The following is a 22,703-nucleotide window of genomic DNA, read 5'->3' as shown; positions in this document are numbered from 1 at the left end:
AAAAAACAACACATATGCCTGCTTTAGAAACTGTTTTAAAAAGCTTACCTCCAACAAAAGTAATCGACGCAACAATTGAATATTCTCAATATATGCTTTTAGATCTATCAATCTCTAATCAGGAATTAGCGAAGAACAAAACTAAAACGGCCCATGAATTTGAATTTTACATTGAACATTTATTAACTCAAACCAAAGCGAAAGTCGCTTTTGGTGGCTATCTGGAAGAACGAAATATTTACAAACGAAGTGAAAATTTCAATAATTCAACAACTGCTGAGCGTAACATTCATATCGGTTTAGATTTATGGATTAAAGCTGAAACTCCTGTGTTGGCAGCGTTTGACGGAACTGTTCATAGCTTTAAAAACAATACTAGTTTGGGTGATTATGGCCCTACAATTATCCTAAAACATACTATTGAAAATCATATTTTCTATACTTTATATGGTCATTTATCGTTAGAAAGTATAGTTAACCTTAAAGTTGGAGCTGTTTTTCAAAAAGAACAAATTTTGGGCACTTTAGGTAAATCAAATATAAATGGTGATTATGCACCACACTTGCATTTTCAGATTATAAAAAATATAGGAGACAATTTTGGTGATTATCCAGGTGTTTGCAGTAAAATAGATTTAGATTATTACACTAACAACTGCCCAAATCCCAATTTAGTATTAAAAATAACATAAAGAACAATGAAGAAAGTACTATTTATTTTAAGTTTGCTTCTGTTGATTGGTTGCAAATCAAAAACAGGCGGAAACAAAACAGAAGATTTAAAAATATCAAAAGTTTTAGCTACAGAAGTAAATAACAGCCAACAAAAAAAGGCCTACGATTTAGGAAAACGAGTTTTATTGACTTGTAATACTTCCAAATTCAAGCCTTTTAACGAAACTGAAGTTACACCATCCGTTATGGCTAATACTACAGAAGAGCGACTAACAAAAACATGTCAGAAATTCCGACAATGGTACGGAGCCTTTAAAGACCTTAAACTAGATGGTGTTTACAAAACCAAACACGAAACCATCTACAGATACAGAGCTTTATATGAAAAAAAAGTAGCCAATAAAGAACTTCGTGTGTATGTAAATGAAGATAATCTAATTTCAGCTATAAAATCATTAGACTGGGACGAAACATTCGAGTCAAAAGTAATTGAAAAATAAAACCTTATGAATTATAAAATGCTACTGATTTTGCCCTTTTTTTCTTATCCATTTTGGTTAATGCTCAAGAGTCACTTAGTTTTAAAGGGAAAACCTATCCAGCTACACCCACTTGGAATTTTATATGTGAAAACTATGCTTTATCTGGAGAAGCCAATATTCAAATTGCAAAAACGGAAACTGGAGGACTTTTAAAAATTAGTGTAGCAACAACAGATCCTAAATTACAAATTACTGGCACTACATACATTTACCTAGTAGACAACACTATTATTGTTTGTATAGATAAAAAGAATACAGAAACTGCTGAAAACAAAACAGCAAATTACTTTAATCTTTCTGCTATTGAAATGAACAAATTAAAGAAAACCGATATACAATCTATTAGATTCAACATATCAGGAACTACAAATAAATTTAGCAGTCAAATTGGAAATTTTACAGCAGTTAATAAAAAGTCATATTACGCAACCAAATTTGATAAATCTAAAAATAGCTTCAATACTGCAGAAGAAATTACCGTTTTGTAATTTTTTTATTAGTATAAAATCATTAATTCTGTACTTTTATATTCTAATTCACAACCAAGATGAATGCAAATGAAGCCACTATTGCTAAATTTTATACTGCTTTCACCAATGCTGACGCGGTCAAAATGAGCGAATGTTACCATTCAAAAGTACAATTTCGTGATCCCGCTTTTGGCTTATTAAAAGAAGATCAAGTTTATAAAATGTGGGAAATGCTTCTTAAAAAAAGCAAAGGAAATATAAAAATAGAATTCTCTGAAGTAAAAGCTGATGACTTTGTAGGTTCCGCCTATTGGATTGCGACTTACAATTTCAGTAAAACAAATAGAAATGTTGTAAATCATGTTTTTGCTGAATTCCAATTCCAAGACAGTCTAATCATCAAACACACGGATACTTTTGATGTTTGGAAATGGTCTAAGCAAGCATTCGGTATTACTGGTTATCTATTAGGATGGACAGGTTTTTTTCAGAAAAAAATACAACAACAGGCTTTGTTATCACTTCAGAAATATCAGTCTAAATCATAATGGCACATTGCGAAACATTAAGAACTCTTTTTAATCGTGATCTTAATAAATTAAAACTCGAAATTGAATCCTATAAAAATGAAGCTAAAATTTGGACTATAGACGAACAAATTTTAAATTCAGCAGGAAACCTGTGTTTACACTTAATTGGTAATTTAAACACTTATATAGGCGCCACATTGGGTAATTCTGGCTACGTAAGACATCGAGAATTAGAATTCTCATTAAAAAATATACCAAGAGCCGAATTAATTACTAAAATTGAAGAAATGATTGTAGTAGTTGATGCCACTTTAAGTAATTTACCTGAAGAAGAATTGGAACATGAATTTCCAATTATTGTTTTTGAAGACAAAGATTCTATAGGGTTTATTTTAACGCACCTCACCACTCACCTAACCTATCATTTAGGGCAAATAAATTATCACCGTCGATTGTTAGACACGTAAAGCTAATTATTGATGGATCATAAATTTAAAAAAATCATTAAACCATTAAGTAAGATATTAAGCTATATAAAGTAACAAAAGCTTAATTTTTCTTAATCCCTCAATGGTAAAAAAAATCAAAAAAAATAGCTTCAATTGAAGCTATTTTTTGTTTTATGATGCAAACCAACCTGCGACCAATTCGTCTTCGAATGAATTTACATTTTCATGAATAAATTCGTTTGTATCCTTATTATACTCATAATCCTGAGCCCATTCTTTATGGTTTTGAGCTAGCTGTTTAATACTATTACATACAAAAGCAATCTCGTCGCTAGTTGTTGTTGGGTGTATTGACATTCTTATCCACCCTGGTTTGCGTATTAAATCTCCAATAGTAATTTGATCAATTAGTTTACTAGATGTTTCTTGGTCAACATGCAATAAAAAGTGCCCGTATGTTCCTGCGCAACTACAACCTCCTCTAGTTTGAATTCCAAATCTATCGTTTAATATTTTTACACCTAGATTAAAATGTAAATCTTCGATAAAAAACGAAACTACTCCTAAACGTTCCTGATGTTGGGACGCTAAGATTTTAATATTCGGAATGTCATTCAATTCATTAAAAACAAAATCAACGATTTCATGTTCGCGTTGCAACATGTTCTCTACTCCCATTTGCTCTTTTAACTCGATTGCTAAAGCCGTTTTTATAACTTGTAAAAATCCTGGAGTTCCTCCGTCTTCACGATCTTCAATATTATCTATATATTTATGCTCACCCCAAGGATTCGTCCAACTTACAGTTCCTCCTCCAGGGCAATCTGGAATCATATTCTTGTATAGTTTTTTATTAAAAATTAAAACCCCTGAAGTTCCTGGGCCTCCTAAAAATTTATGAGGAGAGAAGAAAATAGCATCCAAATAAGCCTCTGGATCTTCTGGGTGCATATTTATTTGCACATAAGGTCCTGAACAAGCAAAATCAACAAAACAAACTCCATTATGCTGGTGCATTAATTTTGCAGCCTCATAGTAAGGGGTTTTTATTCCTGTAACATTTGAACAAGAAGTAATGGAAGCTATTTTATAAGCTCTGTCTTTATATTTATCTAATAAAATTTCTAATCTTTCAAGGCTAAAAAGTCCTTTTTCGCAAGCAGGAATAATTTCAACATCAGCAATAGTTTCCAACCAACTTGTTTGATTTGAGTGGTGTTCCATATGCGATATAAAAACAACTGGTTTTTTATCTGCAGGGATTGTCGTGAAATCTTTTAGGTTTTCAGGGATTTTTAATCCCAAAATACGTTGGAATTTATTTACAACACCAGTCATTCCGGTTCCATCTGTAATTAAAATATCATCTTGATTGGCATTTACATGACGCTTAATAATATTTCTGGCATGATGGTACGCTTTTGTCATGGCAGTACCTGACACAGTAGTTTCTGTGTGCGTATTTGCGACAAAAGGTCCAAATTGATTTATAATTTTCTCTTCAATTGGTCTATACAAACGTCCGCTAGCAGTCCAGTCGGTATAAATTATCTGCTTTTTACCATAAGGAGAGGTAAATTCCTGATCGATTCCAATAATATTTTTTCGAAAATCTTGGAAATAAGCTTCTAAAGCCGTGGTATTGTTTTTGATATTCATTATTAGCTGATTTGATGCCAAAGGTATATATTTTTTACATAATTGCGAATTTGTTAACAGTGAAGTTAAAACTATAGTACAATTTCTTTTATTTATAATTAAATACCTCTTTAGCAGTTATCTTTTTAGTAAAAGACACATATTAGGATTAAATTTGAGGAGAAATCATTAATTTTTTTCTACTCTCAATCGATAAACAACAATAATTATTTTAAAATTATATACATGAAAAACTTATCTATAGCAACTTTTGGAGGAGGCTGTTTCTGGTGTATTGAAGCAGTAATTCAGCGCTTAAAAGGAATTGTATCAATAAAATCTGGCTATGCCGATGGACATATAAAAAACCCTGCTTATCGTGAGATTTGTACTGGAAGAACAGGACATGCCGAGGTGGTTCAAGTAACTTTTGATCCTGAAATCATTTCTTACCATGACTTAATAGCTATTTTTATGACAAGCCATGACCCTACGACGTTAAATCAGCAAGGAGCTGACAAAGGGACACAATATCGCTCTATTATTTTATATCATGATGATGAGCAAAAAGCAATCGCAGAACAAGTATTTGAAACAGTAAAACCTTTTTATACTGATCCAATTGTTACTGAATTAAAACCTTTTGAAGTATTTTACGAAGCTGAAGAAGATCATCAAAATTATTACAACAACAATCAGGAAGCTGGTTATTGCCGAATGGTAATTGACCCTAAAGTGCAAAAATTAAGAAAAATGTATGCTGATAAACTCGCATAAGCAAGCACGAATTACTGTTATTGAAATTGAATAAAATGAAAAAATTAAATATACATAATCGGTTTACAGCCGAACTTCCTGAAGACCCACTAAGCACCAATGAAACAAGGCAAGTCTTAAATACTTGTTTCTCTTATGTTAATCCAAGAATTCCTTCTGAGCCAAAATTAATCCACGCTTCTGAAGCAGTAGCTGAATTAATTGGACTTTCACCTGAAGATGTTCAATCAGAATCGTTTTTGAATGTTTTTTCTGGAAAAGAAGTATTACCGACCACGCATCCATACGCTATGTGTTACGCTGGACATCAATTTGGAAATTGGGCAGGGCAATTAGGAGACGGGAGAGCTATTAATTTAACTGAGATCGAACACAATGACCAGTTTTATACTTTACAGCTTAAAGGAGCCGGAAAAACACCTTATTCTAGAACTGCTGATGGTTTAGCTGTATTGCGTTCCTCTATTCGTGAACATCTATGTAGCGAAGCCATGTTTTATTTAGGAGCTCCTACCACTCGTTCTCTTGCTTTACTATTATCTGGTGACGAAGTATTACGTGATATGCTTTATGATGGTAATCCCGCTTATGAAAAAGGAGCAATTGTATGCCGTGTAGCTCCATCATTTATTCGTTTTGGAAGTTATGAAATGCTTACGGCACGTAATGAGCTTAAAAACCTTAAATTACTTACTGATTATACGATTAAATATTATTATCCTGAAATAAAAGAAGAGGATGATAAAAAAACCTACATCCAATTTTTTAAAGCTGTCGCTGATAAAACCCGTAAAATGATTCTCGATTGGCAACGTGTAGGATTTGTGCATGGCGTAATGAATACCGATAATATGTCAATTCACGGCTTAACAATAGATTTTGGACCTTATGGCTGGCTAGAAGATTACGATCCTAATTGGACGCCTAATACAACTGACAACCAGCACAAAAGATACCGTTTTGGCAATCAGGCTAATGTTGCTAAATGGAATTTATTTCAATTAGCAAATGCTCTGTATCCTTTAATCAATGAAGCTGAAGGTCTTGAAAGCATATTAGAATCTTTCTCTGATTTGTATGATGAAGAATACAAAGAAATGATGCTTAGCAAACTAGGAATTTCAACTTCTAAAGAAACTGATAACAAAATCATCTCGGATTTAGAAACTAATTTGCAATTATCTGAAACAGACATGACTATCTTTTTTAGAAATTTAAATAAAATCAAAAAAGAAGAGTCTGCTGAACAAGCATTTGCATCTATTCAAGATGCTTTTTACAAACCTGAAGAAATTAAAGGGGCTATTTTAAATACTTGGTTACAATGGTTCTCCGATTATTTAAAACGTTTGAGTACTGAAAAAATTTCTGACAATGAACGAGTAGCAATCATAAACAAAGTAAATCCAAAATATGTTTTGCGTAATTATATGGCACAATTAAGCATTGATGAAGCTGATAAAGGCAATTACTCATTAGTGGATGAGTTACATCAATTACTTAAAAAGCCTTATGATGAGCAACCAGAATTCGAAAAATGGTTTGCTAAACGACCTGATTGGGCAAGAGACAAAGTAGGTTGCTCTATGCTTTCTTGCAGTTCTTAATTATTATTTAGTCCAACAAGTATAATATCTTAACACATAGAATCATAGGTTTTGCGAGCATAAAATAGACGTTTCACTTATTCAAAACCCACATAGCTGTCTATGTGAAAGAAATGTGTTTCTTTTTGTCTTCTTTTTACAAAAAAACTATGTTCCTATGTGTTAAATGATTTTAAACTTCCTACATCTCAAACAATTATTTAGAAGAAATACAATCTAATATTAAGTTGGCGTGAACCCTTGAGTTCTCTATAAACCATTTATGAGTTTCCATTCCGCCACAAACAACACCTGCCAAAAACAATCCTGCAACATTGGTCTCCATTGTTTCAGGATTGTATGTTGGTACTTTTCTTTCGTCATCTGACAATTGAATTCCCGTTTTTTCAAGAAACGTTAAATCTGGTTTATAACCAGTAAGCGCCAAAACGAAATCATTTTCAATAGTTACTTTTCCGCTTGGAGTATCAATTACTACTTCATCCTCTCTAATTTCAGTAATATTTGATTCAAAATAAGCTTTTATACTTCCTTCGGCGATTCTATTTTCAATATCTGGTTTAACCCAATATTTGACTCGATTATTTATTTCGCTTTTGCGAATAACCATTGTTACATTAGCTCCTTTACGCCAGCATTCTAAAGCCGCATCCACAGATGAATTATTTGCCCCTACCACCACGACATTCCTAAAAGCATACTCATGTGCTTCTTTGTAATAATGACGGACATGAGGCAACTCCTCTCCTTTTACATTCATATGAATCGGAATATCGTAAAAACCTGTTGCAATTACTACATTCTTAGCTTCATACGACCCTTTATTTGTAGCTATTTTAAAAAGTGAATTTTCTTGTTTGATAACCTGTGTTACATTTTCAAATAGATGAATAGAGAAGTTAAAATAACGATGAATATTACGATAATATTCTAATGCTTCCTGTCGCCCTGGCTTTGGTGCAAGGCAATTAAAAGGGATATTTCCTATTTCTAGCCTTTCGGCTGTAGAAAAGAAAGTCATATACAACGGATAATTGAAAATACTATTTACAATTGCCCCTTTTTCGATAATCAGATACTTTAATTCCTTCTTTTGTGCTTCGATTGCGCAAGCTAAACCTATTGGCCCTCCACCCACAATTATCAAATCATATTGTTCAACTACCATAAAACTATTTGTTTTTCCACTCCGAAAATGGAATCTTGCTTAAATAAGCATTATAATACCTTGGATCATTGGTTACTTCTTCTCCTAACCAAGCTGGTTTTTCGAACGTATCTGTTTCTGATTGTAACTCGATTTCTGCAATTATCAATCCTTCATTCTCTCCATAAAATTCATCCACCTCAAAGACATGGTTTCCTGATTTTATTTCGAATCTCGTTTTTTCAATTTTACCTTTTTCACATAACTTCAATAATTCTTGTGCTTCTTCTAGCGGAATTTCATTTTCCCATTCAAATCGTGACATACCACTTTCGCTTCCTATTCCTTTTATTGTGATATAGCCTTTTTTACCTTTTATACGAATACGTACTGTACGTTTTGGCTCAGAACATAAATACCCTTGCGCAATTCTATTTTGAGCATATGCTTGCTCTTTAAAATCGGTTGCTTTAACTAAAAACTTTCTTTCTATTTCGACCATCTTTTCCATAACTAGAATCAGTTAGCAAGTTACTCATTTTAATTAATTGATGAATCAAGATTTTTTATTTCCATTTTTTAATTCTCAAATTATTTACTTTAAAAAACAAGATTTTTCGTAAACACAAAAACATTTTAATTAGAACATCTATATTAAAATAACTGATTAGTAATGCTTTGCATTTATTTTTTTGTTAAATTTGAGAGAATTTAACTCATAAATATTATGTCTAAAAAAACACTTTATCTATTAGGCATTGTAGTCACAATTATTTTGGGTACATTTTTGTATTTAAAATTTTGCTGCAATTGCTGTATGAAAGAACCTGCAGACGATATCGAAAAAGTAGTTATTGTAAAAGAAACCGTCACGGAGATTGTTCCTTTTGTAATTAATGGCAATGGTATTGATTATCGCAGTAGCGACAATATCAAATTCCTGAAGAACAGTGCTTCAGTTATCCTTCCTGTAAAAGATTCTGTTACGATTGGCATTGAGAAACTAAAAGCATTCTTGAATGGTAATCCTAAGCAAAAAGTTACTATTACTGGTTATGCGACTACTGAGGAAAAAAACACTACAACCTATCCTAATCTTGGCTTAGCGAGGGCAAATGATGTTAAAAACTATTTTATATCTAAAGGTTTACCAGCAGGAAACTTCGACACCAAAGGAGAACTAATTGATAGTTGGAAGACAAATGCAGATACACTTTTAGGTCCAGTTGCGTTCCAAATAAACACCTCATCAGATACCACAGCAACTAAAACTGATGGTGAGAATTTTGCGGCTTTAAAAGCTAAAATAAACGCGGATCCTTTAGTACTACATTTTAATACCAATAAGTCTAATGAAAATCTAAATGATGCAGAACGTCAGAAAATTAAAGACATTACTTATTATATTCTTCATGTAGGTGATGGCGCTTTATTGGTTGTAGGTCATTCAGATAATGTTGGAAAACGTGAATCTAATGTTGTTTTAGGTCAAAAACGCGCTGATTTTACTAAAGACTATTTATCTAAAAACGGTATTGATGGTAGTAAAATCGAAACTCAATCAAAAGGTCCTGATGAGCCTGTAGGCGATAATTCAACTGCCGAAGGCAAAGCAAACAATCGTAGAACTGTAGTTACAATAAAATAATTAATCCAAAAAAAATAACATTATGAATATACCTTGTATCTTAATACCAGCACTTGTTGGGTTAATCTGTGGAATTTTAGGTTACTTGATAGGAAAAATGGCTTCAAAAGGAAACGACTCTGATTTGCTTTCTTTACAAGCTGATTTAGACGCTTGCAGAGCGAATACGAAGAACTTAAATGCCAAAATAACTTCTTTAGAAGCTGATTTAGCTGCTAAATTAAATTCTTCTGCATCTGCACAATCATTTGTTAGCAAAACCTCACCAGAAATTGCTTTTGATGCTACATTGGCAGCGACTGTATTTGGCAAAAAAATAAAGAAAGACGACTTGAAAATAGTTGAGGGAATTGGTCCTAAAATTGAAGAACTATATCATAAAGCAGGAATCAAAACCTGGCTTGCTTTATCTGAAACACCAACATCTAAATCACAAGCTATCTTAGATGAAGCAGGCGAAAACTACGCTATTCATAATCCTGGAACCTGGGCAAGACAAGCCAAATTAGCTTATGAAGGAAAATGGAAAGAATTAAAAGAATGGCAAGATGCCTTAGATGGCGGAAAAGAATAATCTTTGTTCTCTAAACTTAAAAACTAGCTTTATGCTAGTTTTTTTTTATTTTCAGATTAAAGCTTATCAAAAAATATTTGTCAAATTTCAAAACTTTGACAAAGATAGTTATGCTAATATTTTTATATAAAATACCTAACAGGTTTTGAAAACCTGTTAGGATAATATAGTAGAATCTTGCAGAGATTAAAATTTATCAATATCTATTTCCCAGTTTAAATCTGGATTATACCACAACTGCCCTTGGGTAACTTCTAACGGGCAATCAAAATTATTGGTGTACAATGCTCCTGTTCCTAATCCTTGTGGCATCGTATTATCTTGTAAAAAAGTCCATTGTGCAATTGCATTAAGTCCAATATTACTCTCTAGAGCTGATGTAATCCACCAGCCAATATTATATTTTTCTGCCAATGTTATCCATTCCTGAGTACCACGAAAACCTCCTATAAAACTTGGCTTTAAAATAATATATTGTGGTTTTATCTTTTGTAATAATTCTTCTTTTTCCTGTAAAGTAAAAATCCCAATCAACTCTTCGTCTAGCGCTATAGGAAATGGCGTTTTTTTGCATAAACCAGCCATAGCCTCAATATTATTTTGTTTTATTGGCTGTTCTATACTATGCAATTCATATTTATCTAGTTGACTTAACTTATCTAAAGCTGAATCTAAACTAAAAGCTCCATTGGCATCTACTCTTATTTCAACTTGTTCTGAACTAAAATGACTACGAATAAAAGCTAATAATTCAAGTTCTTTCTCAAAATCGATAGCGCCAATTTTAAGCTTTATACATCTAAAACTGGCAGCCAATTTCTCTTCTATCTGTTGCTTCATAAACTCTGGCTCTCCCATCCATACCAAACCATTTATTGCTATCGATTTTTCTCCAGTTGTAAAGTTTGAAGGGAATAACATAAAAGGAGTTTCGCTATTTAAAGAGCGAAAAGCCATTTCTACTCCAAATTGTATTGAAGGAAATGCTAATAAGGCTTCCCAAAGCACTTTTTCACCAAGATGTATATTACTACATGTCCATTGTAATTTTTCTTCATAATCATCACGATTATCTGCGCTTAAACCTCTAAGGATCCCACATTCTCCTATTCCTTTTTTATTATCTTTTTCAATTATAATAAACCAGGTTTCTTTTTCATTCATTACGCCTCGTGAAGTTCCCGATGGGCGTTTAAAATTGAGTGTGTATTTATGATAAGTTGCTTTCAATGTGATTTTTTTTTAAAACATATAATCATAATTTACTTCTTAAACATAAAAGTTATTTAAGTAAATTAAGCTATTGTCTTATCCATAAATGATTAATTAAAAAGGTCTAAAACTCTATCGAAGTTAGCAGATGGTAAATTTGCTTTTTTAAAAACCGCAAAATCAAGCCTTACTTTTTCTATCCAACTTAAACTATCGGTTACATTTTGTGTCTGATATTTTTTATAAATAGCTTTAGCATCTTTATAATCACCATTTACCAAATAGGCATGAGCTAAATTGAGTTTTAGTTGCAATTCTGTTTCATCTAATTTTTCACCTTCTTTCAAAAACTTAAGTGCTTTTTCGTATTGTTTGGTTATAATATAACAATATCCTATTGAACTATAATCTAGCGCTGTAGCTTTCTTGTCTGTAATTATTGTATGAAGTAAAGCTATTGCTTCACCATATTTTTGGCTTTTAATAAGTTTAGAGGCCTGACTTCTTAAATCACTATAAATATTTTTTGAAATATTAGTATCACTATAACAGGAACTTCCATAATCTTTATAGGCTTTGATTTTTTCCATTGCCAATAATTTATCAAACTCAGTATAACGATATTGCTTTTGGATTTTTTCAAGAATACAAACACAAAAATCATCTGAATTAGCCATTTTTTGTGCCAAATTTGAGGTTTTACATTGGCTAATGATTTCTTTCTTATTCTCCTGATTCCAACCACGGCTTAGTTTTACATCAACCCAAGGCACCACTTCTAGAACTACTTTTTGTTTTAAAAGCCAATTTTTGCTCTCGAATCCAAACCAAATTACATTTGTGTTTGACTTCAAACAACCTAACTTGTCTAACGATAACCGTTTTGCATCTTTACTTATTGGTTCTTCTTGGGCATAACATGCCTTATCTGTTTTACCGCTTTGAACATAACTTTTAGCTGTTGCCTGATCGGTAAAAAGTGCATACTTACACTTATCATCACCTGATATCTTGGACATTAAAAATACTGCTCCAGCTGAACCTTGACTAATTCCCGTAGGATCTGGAATCGATTTTAATACCGACACTAAACTACTTGTTAATTGTTGGTTTTCATCCAATAGCGTTATTCTATAAACCACTTCGGTTGTTCCTAAAGGTAAATCTTCGGTTGAAATAATTATTCTGTCGCGGGCTGGAACGATTATTTCTTTAGTGGTTGATCGTTCTTTATCCCAATAGCCTTCTTTTTGAGCAAAAGCTGAATAAAATGAGCTCATTAAAAGTACTAAAACTAGAATTCTAGAATTCTTTCTTGCCATAATTTTTAATACCATATTACTTAATTAATATGTTTTCTGTAAATTTAATCCAATCATAATCGGGAATAGTCTTATCTATATAATAATCTGGCTGAATCCCTTTTCTATCAATTTGCATATCTGGAATTCTTAGACTTTTTGAGAGTGAATATCCGAGTTTTAAATCTTTGCATGGAGAATTAACAAAATACATATTAGAAATATCCAATACTCCTTCTGTTGTTGTCCCGAAAAGCTTAACTTTTTTACTTTGTTTTGCTACTAATAGAAATTCCTCTGCTGTACTTCCATTATTTTTATTAATAATGATTGCAACATTTTTGGGGTTATCATAAACACGATCTAACTTATACTCATCAACTGTATTTTCTTGTAAACTAACATATTTACCAATGTTAGCATTCAGTTTTTCTAACCCTTTCCTAGCCCATTCCTTATCCCCTGCTGACCAATCTGGGTCTGCCATAAAATCTTCCATTCGTTTATTATTCTGCACAGTAGATAAAAATTCAACACCAACTGTTCTAATAGGATTCGTATATAAATATGGAATTATTTTTTGGAAACTGGCATCTGAACCACCTCCGTTATTTCTTATATCAATTATTAAATTTTCTCTTGAAAGAATTAAACTATTGTTAGCAATAAGTATGCTATCAATCATTTTTTTATTAGAATAATTAAATGTTGGAATTCGCAATAAAATAGTTTGTTTCGAGATCTCTTTGAGGTAAGGTTTTTGAGTAGTTAGCGATTCTATATAATCATTTATTAATGGAGTATCTTCTAAGTTATTTGGAAAGGTTCTTACTAATGAAATAAAACCAATTTTCAATAAATTTTTTCCAATAAGTTGTACATCCTTGAATTTTTGAACAGAGTAATCTCCCATATAATATATAGCATTATATGTTTTATCTAAATTCTCTTTAATCTTAAATTTTACTTGATATTGCTTCCATTTTGTTCCTTCTGAATTTAAAATGTAACCAATATATTCATCATTTCTTTTTACAACTCCAATAGTATAAGCTCCAGAAACCCATATCCCCTCAAAGCTAGGCTGTACAACTCTTAATAAATTATCCTTTAATACATCTTCCTTTATTTCTACTTTTTCCCAATTTTTCCCAACCTCTGGATCAATCTTACTAACTGTTTTTTTAATATTTTCCTGATTTACAGATAGTGATAAATGTCCCGGTCTAAAAAAGAGTAACCAATCAGAAAGTACTTTTCTACAATCATCCAGCTCTTTTATTTTTTTTACTTTCTTGACAAAAATACTATTGTGATTTTTATATTCTGTCAATCCTTTTTCATCAATGACGTACTGAAAACCAGCGTCGTTTTCTTCAAACGTTTTCTTAAGCCAATAAAAATTATCTTCACAAGAACATTTTTGTGCATATGAGCCATATGAAACAATAATCAAAATAAATAAAAGTACTTTTCTAGAATTCATGCTTTATTGATTAAATATATATTTTTAGCTATATCCTTAATAACTACTTAGAGACTACTATATCTTTTCCTAACTTCTTTAGCTAAGAAAGAGATAAAGCATATAAGCTGGTTACTAATAAAATGAACTAACGAAGTGAACAACTTCTATCCCTTAAATTACATCAGGATAACAAATACTATTCCGTTTATAATTCAATAGATTCTCCTATTTCAAGAAGCATTAAGTCTTTTCCTTTATCAAAAAACTTACGAATTGCTTCATCATGATTAATTTTAATATATCCAAAAGTATCAAAATGATACCCTAAAATTTTATCACATTCTATAAAATCTGATGCTATAATTGCATCTTCAACATCCATGGTAAAGTTATCTCCTATTGGCAAAATAGCTAAATCTAGCTTGGTACGCATCGGGATTAACTTCATATCCATTGTAAGCGCAGTATCTCCTGCTATATAGATGTTTTTGTGTTCGCTTTCGATTACAAATCCTCCTGGGTTTCCTCCGTTACTACCATCGGGAAATGAACTTGAATGTATTGCATTTACATATTTCACTCTCCCAAAATCAAATTGCCAGCTTCCTCCGTGATTCATTGGATGAGCATTTAACTCTCTTTGAGCAAAATAACCTGCAATTTCGGCATTAGATACGATTACTGCTCCGGTACGTTTAGCAATTGCTTCGGCATCTAGAATATGATCACCATGCGCATGCGTTAACAAGATATAATCGGCTTTTAATGTGTTACTATCGATATGTGAAGCCATTGGATTTCCCGAAATAAAAGGATCTACCAGAATGTGCTTTCCTCCTACTTCGATTCCTAATGAGGCATGACCGTAAAATGTAATTTTCATATGGATACAAATTTTAAATTTAACATATTTATCTTCCTCCTAAGAAGAGATTTACAATAATGTCTGAAATTAATGAAATCATACACAAAGTCAATAATACTGAAAGTAAAAATGTACTTAGTGCTACTCTTTTTAATTCGGGATCTAATAACTTAGGCTCTTTGTTTTTAGAAACTACAATTAAATGTTTTGTTAAAGGTATATAGGCTAACAAAAATAAGTATTGATCAAAATGATAATCGCTTAAAACAGCAAATACTACTACTGAAACCATTGCTCCAATAATTAAAAAATAATGGTATTTTTTGGCAGCCTCACCTCCCATTTTTACCACAATTGTATTCTTGCCTGATTTTCTATCTGAAGCTTCATCACGCATATTATTTAAGTTTAAAACCCCTACACTCAATAATCCTATTGCTACTGCTGGTAAGATTAAAAGTGGATCTACTTCTTTTGAATATAAAAAATTCACTCCTAATGTACTTACTAATCCGAAGAATACAAATACAAATAGATCACCAAATCCTTTATATCCATAAGCTGAATTTCCTACTGTATAACGTATTGCCGAAATAATTGCAGCAATTCCTAACAATAAGAAAAAGATTGAATACACAAAGTTTGTTTCGCCAAAAGCAAAATAAATCAATGTTATTGCTGACAACAAAGTCAATATAGCAGTAATTATTATAGCCTTTTTCATAGCTTGTGGTGTTATTACACCGCTTTGAATGGCGCGTTTAGGCCCTATTCTGTCTTGGTTATCGGTTCCTTTTACTCCATCACCATAATCATTGGCAAAATTGGATAAAACCTGTAATCCAAGGGTTGTTAACAGCGCAAAACCAAAGATTTTCCAATTAAAAACCTCTGTTGGCGTGTAAACGTTTTCTGTGGGATTTGCCAAAGCATACATACTACCGACAATAATCCCTGAGACTGATAAAGGTAATGTTCTTAATCTAGCGGCTTCAATCCAATGTTTCATTCTGATTTTTTATTTAGTTTGTTTCAGGTTTCATGTTACACGTTTCAAGTTCAGAACCTGGAACCTGAAACCTAAAACATTTTTTAAACTTTTTTATTTATGGTAACCATTTGTTTTCGCCAAAATTAGGCTTTCTTTTTTCTAGGAAGGCATTTCTACCTTCTTTTGCTTCTTCAGTCATATAAGCCAAACGAGTTGCTTCTCCAGCAAAAACTTGTTGCCCAACCATACCATCATCTGTAAGATTCATAGCAAATTTTAGCATTTTTATAGATGTTGGAGATTTTTGCAATATCTCTTGTGCCCACTCATAAGCTGTATCTTCTAGTTCATCATGAGGAATTACTGCATTTACCATTCCCATATCCATTGCTTCCTGAGCTGAGTAGTTGCGTCCTAAGAAGAAAATTTCACGTGCTTTTTTCTGTCCAACCATTTTGGCTAGATAAGCTGAGCCATATCCTCCATCAAAACTAGTAACATCAGCATCTGTTTGCTTAAAAATAGCATGTTCTTTACTTGCTAATGTCATATCACAAACTACATGCAAACTATGTCCTCCACCAACAGCCCAACCTGGAACTACTGCTATAACAACTTTTGGCATAAAACGTATTAAACGTTGTACTTCTAGAATATTTAAACGATGTTGCCCATCTTCTCCTACATATCCTTGATGGCCTCTTGCGTTTTGATCTCCCCCACTACAAAAAGAATATACGCCATCTTTAGTCGAAGGTCCTTCGGCTGACAATAAAACTACTCCTATCGAAGTGTCTTCTTGTGCATCGTAGAACGCTTGGTATAATTCAGATGTTGTTTTTGGACGAAATGCGTTGCGAACATTAGGTCTATTAAAGGCTATTCTTGCAACTCCATTACATTTTTTATAGGTTATATCTTCAAATTCTCTGACAGTAATCCAATCCATTAGATGCTATTTTTAATTAATTATAGTGTAAAAATAAATCATTTTTTACACTTTAGGCTATACATTTTTAATGAAGTCATTCCTTAAACAATTTTACTCAAATGTTAAAACTTGTTTTAAAATAAAAAACGATATTGTTTTATAGTGTATTTTGTTTTTTATTTTTATCTTTACAATCTATTAATCAATGTGATACACTATTTTAAGTACACATTTAAGATTGATTTTCTTTCACTGATTTATTAACCTAAAAAATGATTTTTTGAGAAAATTTAAAAAATTTGTCGCTCATTTTTCTATGGTTTTAAATTTAAAATCCCTAGACCATGAGCAAATGAGAATAGCATTTGTCGAAATTGCCAAAAAGAGATAGTAACACCTACGGTTAACGAGGAAGATTTATTAAGCTACTCTAAAAATGAGTGTACATTATAGTTTAATCATCTTTTAAAATATTAAAAATAAACCAAAGGTTCTGCCGTGAAATTAATTTTAGCATATACGTATTTGTTATCCTTATTTCCAGACAAACCCATCTGAAAAAGTAATAAATCACACGCAAGAAGAGTTAGTACAGTATTTATATTGTGTGATTCTATTCACTTTTCGCGATGACAGTAGATTTATTTTTATTTTTGTTTTTTTTAATTACAATTTTTTTTAAAACTAGAATAAAAAGAGAAAGGCTAATCGTAATGATTAGCCTTTCTTGTTGTATTATTCTTTAACTAAATAGATTCCATCTTCTTTAATCTCGATTAGTTTCTCTCTATAAAGTGCCCCAATAGCTTTTTTGAATGTTTTCTTACTCATTTTAAGCACCGTTTTAATATCTTCAGGATGTGAATTATCTGTAAGTCTTAAAAAACCACGACTCGCTCTTAATTCATCCAAAATCTTATCAGCATTTGGCTCGATACTTTGGTATCCTTGCACTTGCAATGAAACATCAATTTTATTGTCAGGGCGAATGTTTTTAATATAACCTCGCATACGGTCTCCTGTACGAATAGCATCATCATAAACCTCATCTTTGTACAGCAACCCTTTGTGTTTCTCATTGATGATTACATTAATCCCAATCTCAGTTATATGAGAAACAATTAAATCTACCTCTTCTCCTTTTTCGACTGTTAAGTTATCATTGCTCAGGAACTGGTTGGTTTTACTAGAAGCTACCAAACGATTGGTTTTTTCGTCCATGTATAAATAAACCAAATAACGCTTTCCTTTTTCCATAGGACGCGCCTGTTCTTTAAATGGAACCAGGATATCTTTTTCCATTCCCCAATCCATAAAAGCACCAATCTGATTAATGTAGTTTACTCGCAAAAGAGCAAACTCATTTAGTAAAATATATGGTTCTAAAGTTGTTGCAACTGGACGCTCTTCGTGATCTAAATAAACAAAAACAATGAGTTCTTCGCCTATTTCAAATTCATTTGGAACATATTTGTTTGGTAAAAGTATGTCGTGTATCCCTTCTGGATCTTTTTCGGGGTTACCCAAAAACAATCCTACTTTGGTATCACGTAATATAGTTAGTGTATTGTATTTTCCTATTTCAATCATCTTCTTTAAAGTTCTGTATTGCTATCTAAGCAAGTTTCTAAGTTGCAAAGGTACGAAGTTTGAATCTACCAAGGAAAAGTATTTATGAAGGATTCTTTATGTTAAGTTTTCTAATCGTTTTATTTTTTAATTAAATTTGAGATTATATCAATAAACTACAAATAAATCAAACGATAATCTCTTATTTATATCTTTACATTACTATTTCTTTCCCCTTTTATACAATCTCAAACAAATAATAACGATCCTGAAGCAAACGATGATGATTCTGGAGTTGTTGCAATAGACCTCAATTAATTTTCATTAAAAAAGCGCCTTTTGGGCGCTTTTATTATTTTATAATGAGATACTATTTGTAAACACTTTCTTTTTTAAAGTGTTTCGTTAATAAATAGTACACAACTGCTCTATATTTATTCTTGTTTGAGCGTCCGTATTGTTCTAATACAGCATCGATTCCAGCATCTAAAGCTGGTGTATCTGGCAAGCCTAATTTCTTGATTAAAAAATTATTCTTTACGGTATCCAATTCCGATTTTTGCGTTCCTGCAACCGTTGCTGCATCTGCATTATATATTGACGGACCACAACCAATAGTTACTTTTGTCAATAAATCCATATCTGGAGTTACACCACACTTGTCTTTTAAATCAGCAGCATACTTTACAATTAATTCGTCTCTTGCACTCATAAATAAAAATTTAATAGTTGATTAATAATTGGTTTATACTCTCAAATTTAAGCTTTTATTCTATATATCGTGTTTATTTAAGACAAAAATAAGTTTACAATAATTCTTTAAAAAACTGAAGCAATATTTTGTCGTTTTCAAATGTTGGCGTGAAAATTTCTAGAATTGCTGGTGCTCCGTTTGTATTGTACAATGATTTTAATCCCAATTGTAATGCATTTTCATCATCAGCCTTTATATAAGTCATTTTAAACATTCTTGCCATATACTCGGCCGTTAAATGATGTGATGTTTCAAAAAAGGTATTAAACACTGGTTGCTCCTGATGTCCTGGCAAAATACGGAAGATTCCTCCTCCCCCATTGTTTACGATTATAATTTTAAAATCATTCGGAATATAACTATTCCATAAAGCATTACTATCATACAAGAAACTAATGTCTCCTGTAATAAAAACTGCTGGCTTAGGATTGCCTACTGCGGCTCCTATAGCTGTTGATGTACTACCATCGATACCACTCGTACCACGATTACAGAAAACATCTATCGATGAGTCTATGTCGATTAATTGTGCATATCGAATAGCCGAACTATTACTTATTTGTAATTGACTGTTTTTTGGCAATGATTCAATTACTTTTTCGAAGACCTTAAAATCTGAAAATGGAATCTTTCCTAAATATTCCTGTGCTCTTACTTTTCTTAAATCATTTATTTTTTCAATTTTTGAAAAGTAATCACTTTCAATAGATTCCGTTTGAGGCAAAAATGCTTCGAAGAAATCATTTGGATTTGTTTTTATATGATTTGGTGAAGCTCCAAATGTATCATACGCTCTTAACGTATCTATATGCCAATGTTGCTTTGGTTTGTACTTTCGTAGAAATGCTTTGATGCGTTTAGAAACTATCATTCCTCCAAAAGTGATTAAAATTTCTGGTTGGAAATCTTCAAAATCTGCTGGTGTAAACGGCGTAATTAAAGTATCGATACTATTTACAAAACTCGGATGATGCAAGTTAGATGTTGTTTCGGTTAAAACAACTACTGATTCATCATTGGCTAATCTTTCAATTATTTTTTGATTAATAGTATGTGGCTCATTTACTCCTACAAGTACCATCTTACGAGTCGATTTATTCCAATCAGCAACCATATTAGCTATATCTACTATTGCTTCTGACTGGTTTTCTTTTACGTAAGTGTCTATTATTGGGCTAACAGTAAGTTCTGAAACTGTTTCGTATAGCGGTTCTTCGAATGGTGCATTAATATGTACTGGCCCTTTTTGTATTCTAGCTGTATCTATTGCTTCGTTGATTTTCTTATCATTTTCTGGCGAGACATCTTCATGCAAATTAGCATTATACAAGGAGTGATTGCTATATACATTTTCTTGTCGAATGGTTTGCCCATCACCTATATCTATTTTACTTTGCGGACGATCTGCTGAGATTACAATTAACGGTATCTGGCTATAAAATGCTTCTGCAAAAGCGGGATAATAATTTAGCAATGCTGAGCCAGAAGTACAAACCAAAGCTGTTGGTTGATGGGTTTGCTGAGCAATTCCTAATGCAAAAAATGCAGCACACCTTTCGTCTGCAATACTATAGCACTGAAAGGCTGGGTTACTAACAAATCCTATGGTTAAAGGCGCATTTCGCGACCCGGGAGATATAATTATATTGGTGATTCCTTTTTCTAAACAAATTTGAATGATACTCTGTGCAAGTGGTATTTTGGGGTAAATCATTTTTTCGAAATTATAAAACACAAAGTTAATGAGTTCAGACATGATTTAGGGTATAAATAACAATATATTACCATCTACTTATAGAAAAAGGAAATATATTTGTAAAAATTGTCTTTAATAAAACTGAAGAATTATGCGCTTTATTTATCTATCGTTACTCCTACTTTTTATACATACAGGAAATGCTCAAAATCAATTCATTCATGATGACATTTCATACAAAGATGCTTTAGTAAAGGCGAAACAAGAAAGCAAACCTGTATTTATTATGCTTTATGCTAATTGGTGCCCGCATTGCAATGCTATGAAGAATGGTACTTTAAAAGATGCTACAGTAATGACTTTTTTAAAAGACAATTACATTTGTGTTTGGAAAGATATTGATAAAGAAGAAGGTCTTGCTTTAAAAACTAAGTTTGACACTAAATCATTACCTAGTTTTTTAATTGTTGATTCTAATGAAACTGTTTTATATAATTTGAAAGGCGAAATAAAAACTGCTGCATTCTTAAACGAAATCAAAAACGCTTTAAATCCTAAAATGCAATTGCCTTATTTGGAGTCTGTATTCATGGCTGACCCAAGTAATCCTAATAAATGTTTGGCATACTTGACTACATTGAGAAAAGGTCGTGAAAGAGTCGATTTATCCAAAGCCACTCATACCTATCTTGCCACACAATCGGATGCTCAATTACTTACTGAAATGAACTGGCGTATTATTGCTAATGGCGTAAGTGATATCAAATCGCATGAATTTCAATATGTATTGCAACATCAAAAGGAATTTGGAAATGTTGTTTCTCCTGATCGTGTAGAGAAAAAGATAATTAATATTGTAACTGAATTGCTTCGTCCTTATACTGAAAGTCTTGATACCATTAACTATTACAAACAAAGAGAAATTGCCAAAACGATTCGTCTTCAAAAAACTGATTCTCTTATTTTCTCTTATGATTTAACAATTGCTGAAAGAAGTACCAATTGGAAGTATTATAACAAAACTGCTTTAGATGGAACTCAAAAATATGTATGGAATAGTCCAAATACTCTTAAAGAAATTGGACAAGTTTACCTAAAAAACATCACTGATACTGAAAGCCTTAAAAAATCTATCGAATGGGTAAAACGTTCATTAGAACTAAATGATGCTTACGATGGTAATTTATTATTAGCGCGTCTTTATATTAAAGTTAAAGACAAAAAATCAGCTTTAGTTTATGCTAAAAAGGCTAAAGCTATTTGCAAAGAAATGGATTGGGACTCGAAAGATGCTGATGCTTTATTTGCCGAACTTAAATAAAACTACAAATAATACAACTCAATATGTCTGTTACAATTCGACCAGCAACTTCTCAGGATTTAGTAAAAATCCTTGATATTGTTAACTATTCTATTTTACATACCACTGCAAATTACAGCTACGAAACTCAGACGATCGAAGTTCAGAAAAAATGGTTTGAAGATAAAAACTCTAAAAACTTACCTGTTATTGTTGCTGAGCTGGATGGTGAAGTTATTGGTTTTGGCAGTTATGGTCCGTTTAGAGAAAAAATTGGATATCAATACACTATAGAGCATTCTGTTTATGTAACTGATAATATAATTGGGAAAGGTATTGGCTCTAAATTATTGACTGAATTAATTCGCCTAGCCAAAGAGCAAAATTATCATGTTATGATTGGTGCAATTGACGCTGATAATGCCGGAAGCATTAAGTTTCATGAAAAATTTGGTTTTGTAGCAACTGGAACTATCCGTGAAGTAGGTTACAAATTTGATCATTGGCTTGATCTGATTTTCATGCAGTTAATACTTAAATAAAAATTTACATTTAATAA

23 protein-coding genes are annotated in these 22,703 nt (G+C 32.0%); 11 read left to right on the top strand and 12 right to left on the bottom strand.

Features of this window, described 5'->3' with window-relative positions; all coding sequences use genetic code 11:
- Window positions 1-14: 14 nt before the first annotated feature.
- Genes EAG11_RS05325 through EAG11_RS05305 form a run of 5 tightly spaced genes read left to right on the top strand, consistent with a single transcriptional unit; the run spans window position 15 to window position 2,684 of the window.
- A complete protein-coding gene (locus tag EAG11_RS05325) occupies window positions 15-692 on the top strand; it encodes a peptidoglycan DD-metalloendopeptidase family protein (protein ID WP_129538243.1) in 678 nt (225 codons plus the stop codon).
- A 6-nt stretch (window positions 693-698) separates the two neighbouring features.
- Window positions 699-1,175 (top strand): hypothetical protein, encoded by a 477-nt coding sequence (locus EAG11_RS05320; RefSeq protein ID WP_129538242.1) that lies wholly within the window; start codon window positions 699-701, stop codon window positions 1,173-1,175.
- 53 nt (window positions 1,176-1,228) lie between these two features.
- Window positions 1,229-1,705: a hypothetical protein gene (locus EAG11_RS05315; RefSeq protein ID WP_129538241.1), complete on the top strand. Its 477-nt coding sequence runs from the start codon at window positions 1,229-1,231 to the stop codon at window positions 1,703-1,705.
- Between the two features lie 59 nt (window positions 1,706-1,764).
- Window positions 1,765-2,235 (top strand): nuclear transport factor 2 family protein, encoded by a 471-nt coding sequence (locus tag EAG11_RS05310; protein WP_129538240.1) that lies wholly within the window; start codon window positions 1,765-1,767, stop codon window positions 2,233-2,235.
- A complete protein-coding gene (locus EAG11_RS05305; RefSeq protein ID WP_129538239.1) occupies window positions 2,235-2,684 on the top strand; it encodes a DinB family protein in 450 nt (149 codons plus the stop codon). The genes EAG11_RS05310 and EAG11_RS05305 overlap by 1 nt, the downstream gene beginning before the upstream one ends.
- A 153-nt stretch (window positions 2,685-2,837) precedes the next feature.
- Here EAG11_RS05305 and EAG11_RS05300 read toward each other — a convergent pair whose 3' ends face one another.
- Window positions 2,838-4,325, bottom strand: a complete 1,488-nt coding sequence (locus tag EAG11_RS05300; RefSeq protein WP_129538238.1) for an aminotransferase class V-fold PLP-dependent enzyme — start codon at window positions 4,323-4,325, stop codon at window positions 2,838-2,840.
- A gap of 225 nt (window positions 4,326-4,550) precedes the next feature.
- Between EAG11_RS05300 and msrA the strand changes: the two genes are divergently transcribed.
- Window positions 4,551-5,081 (top strand): peptide-methionine (S)-S-oxide reductase MsrA, encoded by a 531-nt coding sequence (gene msrA, locus EAG11_RS05295; RefSeq protein WP_129538237.1) that lies wholly within the window; start codon window positions 4,551-4,553, stop codon window positions 5,079-5,081.
- A gap of 35 nt (window positions 5,082-5,116) precedes the next feature.
- Window positions 5,117-6,688 carry a YdiU family protein gene (locus EAG11_RS05290; RefSeq protein WP_129538236.1) on the top strand — a complete coding sequence of 524 codons (1,572 nt, stop codon included), beginning with the start codon at window positions 5,117-5,119 and terminating at the stop codon, window positions 6,686-6,688.
- A gap of 196 nt (window positions 6,689-6,884) precedes the next feature.
- Here EAG11_RS05290 and EAG11_RS05285 read toward each other — a convergent pair whose 3' ends face one another.
- Together EAG11_RS05285 and EAG11_RS05280 are read right to left on the bottom strand one after the other, a co-directional pair.
- Complete coding sequence (locus EAG11_RS05285) at window positions 6,885-7,856, bottom strand: YpdA family putative bacillithiol disulfide reductase (RefSeq protein ID WP_129538235.1); 972 nt, start codon at window positions 7,854-7,856, stop codon at window positions 6,885-6,887.
- A gap of 4 nt (window positions 7,857-7,860) precedes the next feature.
- Entirely contained in the window at window positions 7,861-8,337 is a 477-nt protein-coding gene (locus EAG11_RS05280; RefSeq protein WP_129541035.1) for a CYTH domain-containing protein, read from the bottom strand.
- A gap of 315 nt (window positions 8,338-8,652) precedes the next feature.
- Between EAG11_RS05280 and EAG11_RS05275 the strand changes: the two genes are divergently transcribed.
- Both EAG11_RS05275 and EAG11_RS05270 read left to right on the top strand, forming a co-directional pair.
- The gene (locus EAG11_RS05275; RefSeq protein WP_242499272.1) at window positions 8,653-9,483 is read left to right on the top strand and encodes an OmpA family protein; all 831 of its coding nucleotides are present in this window, start codon (window positions 8,653-8,655) and stop codon (window positions 9,481-9,483) included.
- 22 nt (window positions 9,484-9,505) lie between these two features.
- Window positions 9,506-10,057, top strand: coding sequence for a hypothetical protein (locus EAG11_RS05270; protein ID WP_129538233.1), 552 nt, complete (start codon window positions 9,506-9,508; stop codon window positions 10,055-10,057).
- Window positions 10,058-10,243: 186 nt separating this feature from the next.
- On the opposite strand, the gene EAG11_RS05265 is transcribed toward EAG11_RS05270, so the two are convergent.
- The 9 genes from EAG11_RS05265 to menD form a co-directional block, all read right to left on the bottom strand.
- Window positions 10,244-11,287: an o-succinylbenzoate synthase gene (locus EAG11_RS05265; protein ID WP_129538232.1), complete on the bottom strand. Its 1,044-nt coding sequence runs from the start codon at window positions 11,285-11,287 to the stop codon at window positions 10,244-10,246.
- 92 nt (window positions 11,288-11,379) lie between these two features.
- A complete protein-coding gene (locus tag EAG11_RS05260; protein WP_242499271.1) occupies window positions 11,380-12,591 on the bottom strand; it encodes a M48 family metallopeptidase in 1,212 nt (403 codons plus the stop codon).
- A gap of 16 nt (window positions 12,592-12,607) precedes the next feature.
- A complete protein-coding gene (locus tag EAG11_RS05255) occupies window positions 12,608-14,056 on the bottom strand; it encodes a S41 family peptidase (RefSeq protein ID WP_129538230.1) in 1,449 nt (482 codons plus the stop codon).
- 187 nt (window positions 14,057-14,243) lie between these two features.
- Window positions 14,244-14,921, bottom strand: a complete 678-nt coding sequence (locus tag EAG11_RS05250) for a metal-dependent hydrolase (protein ID WP_129538229.1) — start codon at window positions 14,919-14,921, stop codon at window positions 14,244-14,246.
- A 28-nt stretch (window positions 14,922-14,949) separates the two neighbouring features.
- Window positions 14,950-15,912: a 1,4-dihydroxy-2-naphthoate octaprenyltransferase gene (gene menA / locus EAG11_RS05245; RefSeq protein ID WP_129538228.1), complete on the bottom strand. Its 963-nt coding sequence runs from the start codon at window positions 15,910-15,912 to the stop codon at window positions 14,950-14,952.
- 97 nt (window positions 15,913-16,009) lie between these two features.
- The gene (locus EAG11_RS05240; RefSeq protein WP_129538227.1) at window positions 16,010-16,843 is read right to left on the bottom strand and encodes a 1,4-dihydroxy-2-naphthoyl-CoA synthase; all 834 of its coding nucleotides are present in this window, start codon (window positions 16,841-16,843) and stop codon (window positions 16,010-16,012) included.
- Between the two features lie 717 nt (window positions 16,844-17,560).
- A complete protein-coding gene (locus EAG11_RS05235; RefSeq protein ID WP_129538226.1) occupies window positions 17,561-18,415 on the bottom strand; it encodes a S1 RNA-binding domain-containing protein in 855 nt (284 codons plus the stop codon).
- A 349-nt stretch (window positions 18,416-18,764) separates the two neighbouring features.
- On the bottom strand, window positions 18,765-19,106 hold the full coding sequence (locus EAG11_RS05230) for a DUF2853 family protein (RefSeq protein WP_129538225.1): 342 nt from the start codon (window positions 19,104-19,106) through the stop codon (window positions 18,765-18,767).
- A 94-nt stretch (window positions 19,107-19,200) separates the two neighbouring features.
- Window positions 19,201-20,862: a 2-succinyl-5-enolpyruvyl-6-hydroxy-3-cyclohexene-1-carboxylic-acid synthase gene (gene menD, locus EAG11_RS05225; protein ID WP_129541034.1), complete on the bottom strand. Its 1,662-nt coding sequence runs from the start codon at window positions 20,860-20,862 to the stop codon at window positions 19,201-19,203.
- Between the two features lie 133 nt (window positions 20,863-20,995).
- Here menD and EAG11_RS05220 point away from each other — a divergent pair, with 133 nt between their 5' ends.
- Window positions 20,996-22,165: a thioredoxin family protein gene (locus EAG11_RS05220; protein ID WP_129538224.1), complete on the top strand. Its 1,170-nt coding sequence runs from the start codon at window positions 20,996-20,998 to the stop codon at window positions 22,163-22,165.
- A 23-nt stretch (window positions 22,166-22,188) separates the two neighbouring features.
- Complete coding sequence (locus EAG11_RS05215) at window positions 22,189-22,686, top strand: GNAT family N-acetyltransferase (RefSeq protein ID WP_129538223.1); 498 nt, start codon at window positions 22,189-22,191, stop codon at window positions 22,684-22,686.
- Window positions 22,687-22,703 lie beyond the last annotated feature (17 nt).

This window comes from Flavobacterium sp. 140616W15 (genome assembly GCF_003668995.1).
Lineage (GTDB): Bacteria > Bacteroidota > Bacteroidia > Flavobacteriales > Flavobacteriaceae > Flavobacterium.
Note: the sequence above shows the minus strand (reverse complement) of the source record. Positions and strands in the feature narration are given on the sequence as shown.